8 protein-coding genes are annotated in these 8482 nt (G+C 37.8%); all 8 read left to right on the forward strand.

The window, feature by feature from the left end:
- On the forward strand, positions 1-600 hold a 600-nt coding region (locus tag P0N36_RS13885; protein ID WP_275843458.1), incomplete at its 5' end, for a TlpA disulfide reductase family protein.
- Between the two features lie 112 nt (positions 601-712).
- Entirely contained in the window at positions 713-1054 is a 342-nt protein-coding gene (locus P0N36_RS13890; protein WP_275843459.1) for a zinc ribbon domain-containing protein, read from the forward strand.
- Positions 1055-1073: 19 nt separating this feature from the next.
- Complete coding sequence (locus P0N36_RS13895) at positions 1074-1571, forward strand: UvrB/UvrC motif-containing protein (RefSeq protein ID WP_275843460.1); 498 nt, start codon at positions 1074-1076, stop codon at positions 1569-1571.
- On the forward strand, positions 1568-2617 hold the full coding sequence (locus P0N36_RS13900; RefSeq protein ID WP_275843461.1) for a protein arginine kinase: 1050 nt from the start codon (positions 1568-1570) through the stop codon (positions 2615-2617). Before P0N36_RS13895 ends, P0N36_RS13900 begins: the two co-directional genes overlap by 4 nt.
- A complete protein-coding gene (locus P0N36_RS13905) occupies positions 2617-5067 on the forward strand; it encodes an ATP-dependent Clp protease ATP-binding subunit (RefSeq protein WP_275843465.1) in 2451 nt (816 codons plus the stop codon). Before P0N36_RS13900 ends, P0N36_RS13905 begins: the two co-directional genes overlap by 1 nt.
- Before the next feature lie 107 nt (positions 5068-5174).
- Positions 5175-5585 carry an endosialidase gene (locus tag P0N36_RS13910; RefSeq protein ID WP_275843462.1) on the forward strand — a complete coding sequence of 137 codons (411 nt, stop codon included), beginning with the start codon at positions 5175-5177 and terminating at the stop codon, positions 5583-5585.
- A gap of 93 nt (positions 5586-5678) precedes the next feature.
- Complete coding sequence (gene radA / locus P0N36_RS13915) at positions 5679-7049, forward strand: DNA repair protein RadA (protein ID WP_275843463.1); 1371 nt, start codon at positions 5679-5681, stop codon at positions 7047-7049.
- A gap of 211 nt (positions 7050-7260) precedes the next feature.
- Positions 7261-8271: a LacI family DNA-binding transcriptional regulator gene (locus P0N36_RS13920; protein ID WP_275843464.1), complete on the forward strand. Its 1011-nt coding sequence runs from the start codon at positions 7261-7263 to the stop codon at positions 8269-8271.
- The last annotated feature ends 211 nt before the right edge of the window (positions 8272-8482 follow it).

An 8482-nucleotide genomic window follows, 5' to 3' on the forward strand; every position in this document is an offset into this window, starting at 1 on the left:
TTCTACATGAAAAAGTGGATAGCGTTATTATTGTTAACAAGTTTGTTTGCATTAGCGGCTTGCGGTAAAGAGCCCCAGATAGATACAATGGATGAAGAAAGCCAAGAAGGTGTTATGGATGAGGCATCAACTCAAGATCAAGAAACCCAAGATGCGGCTACAACAAGTCAACCGGCACGAGAAGTGATTATGGCACCGGACTTTACATTAACCAGTTCCACAGGTGAAGCCATCAGTTTATCGGATTATAGAGGCAAGATTGTTTTCTTGAACTTCTGGACCACTTGGTGTAAGTATTGTCTCGAAGAAATGCCTGATTTTCAAGCAGCCTATGAGAAATACGGAGATGATTTGCAGATATTGCTTGTTAACGTAACGACGAATGAGAATACAGACAGAAAAGGTGTCATCGATTGGTATGAGCAATTTGACTATACGATGCCGATGGTACTAGATGAGGTTGGGGATGTTACGGGTCAGTTTACGATTCCGGGCTATCCGACCACCTACTTTATTGACCGTGATGGCAGTGTTATTGCCTATTACCCTGGACTTATGTCCACAGAGCTTATTGACGAGGTTATGGAAGAATTTAAATAAAGATTGGTTTAGGCTAGGTTTTAATGCCTAACAAGGTAAAGGGTTAGATTCTTCAATTTCTAACCCTTTTATGCTATAATAGAATAAAAGAAAGGAAGGTAGATATTATAATATGGATGAAAAAAGAAAAGAACTTAATAGCCTTATAAATAGAATGTACCGCCAACTTGGAAAACAGGTTTATAATGACTTAGAAAAAGATCATTTATCAATAAGCAGCTATAAGAAGCTAGTAGATAAAATACGTTCTAACATCAATGCTATTCATTTACTTGACATAACATTAGATCATGAATCAGAGGATGAAGCATTAGACGATCTATCTTATGGGGATGAATCACTAATTCCGGTTATGAATGATGATGGCGTTTATGAATATCGTTTCTGTCCGGCATGTCAGGCAGGAAACCATCCTGATGCCATATATTGTATAAGGTGCAAGGTGAAAATGTAATCGGCAGGAGGTACCAATCATGAAATGTGAAAAATGTCAGCAAAGAGAGGCAACTGTATATTTGAATCAGACCTTGAACGGCGAGAGTAAAGAAGTTCATCTTTGTGAAGTATGTGCCAAAGAAAATGAAGGCATATTATTTAATGATGGTCTGTCTTTTCAACAGTTTTTAAGTGGGCTACTAAAAAACAATAAGAGCCCACAGATAAAAAGTGTTGATTTGACTTGCTCAAAGTGTGGGATGACATTTAGTGATTTTAAAAGCAAAAGCAAAGTTGGCTGTGCCTATTGCTACAAGGTATTTGACACACATATACAACCGATTGTGAAACGTTTACAAGGTAGTTTGTATCATACAGGGAAACGTCCAAGTAAACTGAATCAAAAAATACAAATACAAAACAAATTGGAAACCTATGAAAGCGATCTGAAGATTGCTTTAATGAAAGAAGATTATGAACAAGCAGCCGTTATTAGAGATCTGATAAAAGATCTTAAAAAGGAGGCCAAATTATGAAAAAGTGGTATGATTTGGAATCTGAAACCTATCATGGTGTGGTTATATCCAGCCGTGTTAGACTGGCAAGAAACTTAGTGGACTATTCTTTCCCCAATCGTTTGGATGATGAAGGTGCTAACCATGTTATTGATAAGACAAGAAAAGCAATTGAGACAACAAAAGAAACGTTGACCAGTTTTTTTGAACATGTAGCCATGGGTAGAATCAATCAAGTTGATAAGATTGCCATGATGGAAAAGCATATTATCAGTCCTCAATTTGTTAAAGTACAAATGCCGGCATCTCTAATCCTATCTAAGGATGAAGCTATAAGTATCATGATTAATGAAGAAGATCACATACGTATTCAGTCTATGGCTGTTGGGATGAACTTGGAAAAAGCTTTAAAAGAAGCTGACCATATAGATGATTTATTTGAAGAAGCACTCGATTATGCTTTTGATGATAAGATAGGTTACCTGACAGCTTGTCCCACCAATCTAGGTACAGGTCTTAGAGCATCTTACATGATTCATGTACCGGCTCTTGAGACCACGGGCCAACTTCAATTCATACTTGAAGCGATTGGCAAATTTGGCTTAACGGTTAGAGGCATATATGGTGAAGGAACAGAAGCACAAGGTAGTGTTTTTCAAATCTCTAACCAAGTAACCTTAGGTCAGACGGAATATGAGATTATAGATAACTTAACAAGTGTAACAAAGCAAATTATTGAGCAAGAGCTTATTGTTAGACACAAGTTATTGAAGGATAAGAGGAAGTTTTTTGAAGATGCGGTTTATCGTTCTTATGGGATATTAAGCCATGCCAGAATGATTACTTCAAAAGAAGCCATGCGTCTTTTATCAGACCTAAAAGTAGGTATAGAACTAGGCGTTATTGAAACCGTCGACAACAAAAGCATTAATATTTATAATTTGATGGCCAAAATACAACCGGCTAATCTTCAAATCATATACAACAGAGATTTAGATGTTAATGAAAGAGACAGCGCTAGGGCAGATTACATAAGAGATCATCTGCCTCAGCTTATAGGAGGATAATTATGGGAAGATTTACTGAACGGGCACAAATGGCAATCAACCTATCTAGTGAAATTGCAGCAGAACTGGGCCATAGCTATGTAGGTACGGAACATCTTTTACTAGGCCTGTTAAAAGAAGGCGAGGGTGTTGCTGCCAAAACACTAATAAGTCAGAACATCACTTATGAAGATGTGTATGATAAAATCAAAGAGGTGATTGTCACAAATCAAGTTCAAACCTCAGAAGGTGAAGGCATGACGCCAAGGGTTCGACGAGTATTAGAATTAAGTGTTGCTGAAGCTGGTAAAATGAACTCAGGTGAGATTGGGACGGAACATATACTAATAGCTTTACTAAGAGAAACAGATTCAATGGCCATAAGGATATTAGAGGTCTTAGGTGGCTCTAAGCAAAAAATATACCATGAAATATTAAAAATCATAGGTGAAGATGTAGGCAATCAAAAACTAGCGCCCAACAACCCTAATGAGAAAAAGGAATCCAATACACCGGTTCTTGATCAATTTAGCCGTGATTTGACACAAATGGCTAAAGAAGGTAAATTCGATCCAATTATAGGTCGTGATAAAGAAATTGAGCGCATTATTCAGATATTAAGCCGTAGAACTAAAAACAACCCTTGTCTTATTGGTGAACCGGGCGTTGGGAAAACAGCCATAGCTGAAGGCTTGGCACAGAAAATTATTGAAGGCAATATTCCGGAAACGATAAAAGGCAAAAGGGTTGTGGCACTTGATTTATCATCGATGGTTGCAGGTTCTAAGTATCGTGGTGAATTTGAAGATCGTATAAAAAAAGCCATTGCGGAGATTTTGGCTGTTGGTAATGTGTTGTTATTTATTGATGAAATTCATACCATTGTAGGTGCAGGTGCAGCAGAAGGAGCTATCGATGCCTCGAACATATTAAAACCATCCCTTGCAAGAGGGGAAGTACAGCTAATTGGTGCAACAACAATGGATGAGTATCGAAAACATATAGAAAAAGATCCGGCTTTAGAAAGGCGTTTTCAGCCTGTAAAGGTGGATGAACCATCGGAAGAAGAGGCAATTGGAATATTAAGAGGCTTAAAGACAATGTATGAAGAACACCATCAAGTGAAGATTCTTGACATTGCCCTTGTTGAAGCCGTTAAGCTTTCAAATAGGTACATATCAGACCGATTTCTACCGGATAAGGCCATCGATGTTATCGATGAAGCTTCCAGTAAGGTTAGACTGAGTACGTTTACAGCACCACCGGATATTAATGAAATGGAAAAACAGGTTGCAGAACTTGAAGATGAAAAAGAAAAGGCAATTCGAGAGGAAGCCTATGAAAAGGCCGGAGAAATAAAAAGAAAACAAAATGAAATTCGTGAGAAACTAATAGTAGCAAAAATGGAATGGGAAGCCAAAAGTAATATGGCTGAACAGGTAGTCGGTGAAAAAGAAGTTGCAAGTATTATTGCCAACTGGACGGGGATACCCATTCAAAAGCTTACAGAAGAAGAAGGCGTAAGGTTGAAAAATCTTGAGAACGTTCTACATGAACGTGTTGTGGGGCAACAAGATGCTATTGATGCCTTGTCAAAAGCCATTCGAAGAGGTCGTGTGGGTCTGAAAGATCCTAAACGACCTATCGGTTCCTTCCTTTTCCTTGGGCCAACTGGTGTAGGTAAGACCGAACTAACAAAAGCCCTGGCTGAAGCACTTTTTGGAGATGAAAATGCCCTAATACGTGTTGATATGTCAGAGTACATGGAAAAACATAGTGTGTCAAAACTAATTGGTTCCCCACCAGGTTATATCGGATATGATGAAGGTGGCCAACTCAGTGAGAAAATAAGAAGAAAACCCTATTCAGTTTTGCTTTTTGATGAAGTAGAGAAGGCACACCCAGATGTTTTTAATATTTTGTTACAGGTCTTAGATGATGGACATATCACAGATGCACAGGGACGTCGTATTGACTTTAAAAACACTGTGGTCATTATGACATCAAATGCAGGCGCAAGAAATATCATTTCCCCTAAGCGCTTAGGTTTTTCTTCGGCAAATGATGAAGTAAGCAATTACAAGTCCATGCAAAAAGATGTTATGGATGAAGTAAAAAAGATATTCAAACCTGAATTTTTGAACCGTATCGATGAAACGATCGTCTTCCATTCCCTTACACGGGAAAACATTCGAGAAATCGTAGGGATCATGTTTAAGCAACTGGCGATCAGAATGGATAAGAATCTAGGCATTAAACTATTCTTAACGGAAAGTGCCATAGACTTTATTGCCAAGGAAGGCTTTGATGAAGCATACGGCGCAAGACCTCTTAGAAGGGCCATACAGCAAAAAATAGAAGACCAGTTAGCACAACACATTTTAGATGGTGATATAAAGGAAGGTAATCTTATTGATATTGATATCGAAAATGAAGTATTAACCTTTAAGCCTAGAGAAGCTCAAGAATAACTGAAAAACAACTGGTATTTCATGATGAAATACTATATAATGATAACTATTCATGAAGAGAGCTTGGAATAATTCCATGCTCACAAGAGTTTTAGGAGGTTAAGTAAATGGCAGGTATCCAAGAATTAATCCGAGTTGAGAACAACAACACCCTTAGCTTTGGAAACTATCTGATGGACAGTAAGAGAAAGATACAAGATTTTGAAGTAGACGGCGACATATATAAAGTTAAGACGTACAGCGCAGTGACAAAACTAGAAAAAAATGGCCGATTGCTTTATGAATCAGTACCTGGAACCACAGTTCATCAATTAAATGTGACAGAAGAAAAGGTCACTTTTGAAGTCGAAGGTGAAGAAGATGCTCAGATTACGGTGGAACTTGAAGCGGACCAAGAATATAAGGTCTTCATACAAGGTGTACAGGTTGGTAAAATGAAAACAAACTTAGCTGGTAAAATTGGTTTTGGTGTTGATTTTATGAGTGGTAACCAAAAAATAGAAATAAAAAAAGCATAACCATTAACGGCATATGACTAAAGTTATATGCCGTTTTTTGGATGGCATAGAGCAAACGTTATTAGAGGCAGAGCGCATAAAGGGGAGAGACGTATGGCAAAAGTAAAGAATGTATTTGTCTGTAACACATGCGGACATGAAGCGTCCAAATGGATGGGGCAGTGTCCGGGTTGTCGTTCTTGGAATACCATGGTAGAAGAAGTAAAAATGACCGGCACTCCATCAAAAAAAACATCTGTTTTATCCGACGATATGGCACTAGGCAAGGTGGAAAAACTTAAAGACATTTCTATAGGCCAAGACACAAGAGTAAAGACCGGAATAGAAGAGTTGGATAGAGTACTAGGCGGTGGTCTTGTTGAAGGGTCCTTAACATTGGTTGGTGGCGACCCGGGTATTGGAAAATCAACATTACTATTACAAATGTGTCAATCAATCTCTAACCAGGAATTGAAAGTACTATATATCTCCGGTGAAGAGTCCAATAAGCAAATCAAGTTAAGAGGAGAAAGACTCGGTGTAGATGGTGAAAATGTTCTTTTATATGCGGAGACTTCATTGCAGCATATTGAACAAGCCATAAAGAATGAAAAACCGAATATATTAATTGTAGACTCTATACAGACCATATACTCAGACATCTTAAGCTCGGCTCCGGGAAGTGTCTCTCAAGTGAGGGAAGTGACTTCATCCATGATGAAGATTGCTAAGCAACTTAATCTTTCTACCTTCATCATAGGCCATGTAACCAAAGACGGTGCTATTGCAGGTCCACGGGTGCTAGAACACATGGTGGATACAGTACTTTATTTTGAAGGCGACAGAAGTGTTTCTTATCGTATTCTTAGAGCGGTAAAAAATAGATTTGGTTCAACCAATGAAATTGGTGTTTTTGAGATGGTGGATAGCGGACTTAGAGAAGTGAAAAATCCTTCTGAATATATGTTAACAGGAAAACCGTTAGGTGAGTCAGGTTCAGCAGTGACTTGCTGTATGGAGGGAACAAGACCCTTATTAGTTGAGGTACAGGCATTGGTCTGTTCAACTAATTTCGGTATGCCAAGGCGAACAGCCAATGGTACGGATTATAATCGAGTCAATTTATTGGTTGCCGTATTGGAGAAAAAAATGGGCATGCAACTAGGGGGCTATGACAGCTATGTCAATATAGCCGGAGGCATTAAAGTGAATGAGCCATCACTTGATCTAGCCATAGTATCAGCATTAGCATCCAGTTTCAAAAATAAAGCCATTATGGATGACGCCATAATCATGGGAGAAGTAGGTTTGACAGGTGAGGTTAGGGGTATTGTCCAGTGTGAGAAAAGAGTGGTGGAAGCTATGAAAATGGGATTTAAAACATGTATCATCCCCCATGCCAATCTGAAACACATAAATGGCATAGGTGATATCAAACTGATTGGCGTGAAAAGTGTGGAAGAGACTTTGGGGCGAATATTTTGATGGATTCATGAGAAAATTTATTTGCCTATCTTTGTTAGTAAAAAAAACAGTAAAAAAAGATGGCAATTTCACCATAAAAAAAGATGGAAACCGTACTTATAGAAGATATAATTGTATGAATTTCACATATTTTTACTAGAGCCTAGACAAGTGGCCTAAACATCTTATATACTATATTATGTAAATGAGAATAACAGCTGAGGAGACGATTATGGCTACGATTAAAGAAATTGCAAAAGAAGCAGGTGTCTCTATAACAATCGTTTCAAGAGTGTTAAATTATGATGATACGTTGTCAATATCCACAGCAAAAAGACTTTTGATAGTAGAAATTGCAGAGCGATTGGAGTATCAGACACCAAGAAATAGAAGGAAAAAACCTTTGTCGAATCAGAATCAAGATGAACGGTCAATAGGTCTTGTTGAGTTTGTCACAGATGAAGGCGAGATTGAGGATCCTTACTATCTAGGCATTCGGATGGGCATAGAGAAAAAATGTCAGGATGAGCAGATTCACTTAATCAAATTTCCGAGAATTGGCAATTCTAACCCAACCATGGACATAGCTCTTGATGGTGTTATTTTTATTGGAAAGTTTTCAACAGCAGAAATCAGGGAGTTTGAAGCAAGGTATCAAAACTTAGTATTTATTGATTCGTCTCCTTTTGAGGATGAATATGATTCTGTTACCATTGATATTAGAAAAGCGGTCATCAAAGTTTTGAACTATCTTATGGATAAAGGATACAAACGCATAGGTTATATTGGTGGTATTGAAACGATAGAAGAATGCCGAACGCCTATAGGTGAGAAAAGGTATGATGCCTTTATTAAGTTTATGAAAAAGAAAGGTTTGTACATGCCTGAATATGATTATATTGGAGACTTTACACCTCAGAGTGGTTATAAGCTAATGAATCAAGCTATCGGGCAGGCAAATTTGCCGGAAGTTTTTTTTGTTGCCAACGACTCCATTGCTATTGGTGCCCTTAGGGCTTTAAATGAGGCTAAAATCAAAGTGCCTGATACCATAGGTATTATAGGTTTCAATGATATACCCACAGCCAGTTACACATATCCGGCTTTAACAACAGTGAAAATCTATAACGAGTTCATGGGGGAGAAAGCTGTGGAGTTGATGCTAGAAAGAATTGAGGGAAGAAAGATACCTGTCAAGATTCAATTGCCGGTTAAAATCATTGAACGTAATACAATTAAGTAGGATGAAAACAACCAAAGCCATTTATTAGACCCTTGCGTCTCTCTTTATGGCTTTTGTTGTTTTAGTGAAAAAATAGATTTATTTATTGACAAGTAAGTAAAATTTTACTATAATTCAATTAGGTTAAAGCTTCAAATATAAGCCTTGAACTTTAACCAATCATCTTGTTGTGTAAAACACAACAAGATAGAACTTAACAACGATTGAATAA

The organism is Petrocella sp. FN5, from assembly GCF_029210395.1.
Taxonomy (GTDB): domain Bacteria; phylum Bacillota; class Clostridia; order Lachnospirales; family Vallitaleaceae; genus Petrocella.

Excerpts from the sequence above, each read along its gene's own strand:
- P0N36_RS13900 (WP_275843461.1), top strand. The coding sequence starts at position 1,568 with ATGAAAAAGTGGTATGATTTGGAATCTGAAACCTATCATGGTGTGGTT.
- radA (WP_275843463.1), top strand. The coding sequence starts at position 5,679 with ATGGCAAAAGTAAAGAATGTATTTGTCTGTAACACATGCGGACATGAA.
- P0N36_RS13890 (WP_275843459.1), top strand. The coding sequence starts at position 713 with ATGGATGAAAAAAGAAAAGAACTTAATAGCCTTATAAATAGAATGTAC.
- P0N36_RS13910 (WP_275843462.1), top strand. The coding sequence starts at position 5,175 with ATGGCAGGTATCCAAGAATTAATCCGAGTTGAGAACAACAACACCCTT.
- P0N36_RS13920 (WP_275843464.1), top strand. The coding sequence starts at position 7,261 with ATGGCTACGATTAAAGAAATTGCAAAAGAAGCAGGTGTCTCTATAACA.
- P0N36_RS13895 (WP_275843460.1), top strand. The coding sequence starts at position 1,074 with ATGAAATGTGAAAAATGTCAGCAAAGAGAGGCAACTGTATATTTGAAT.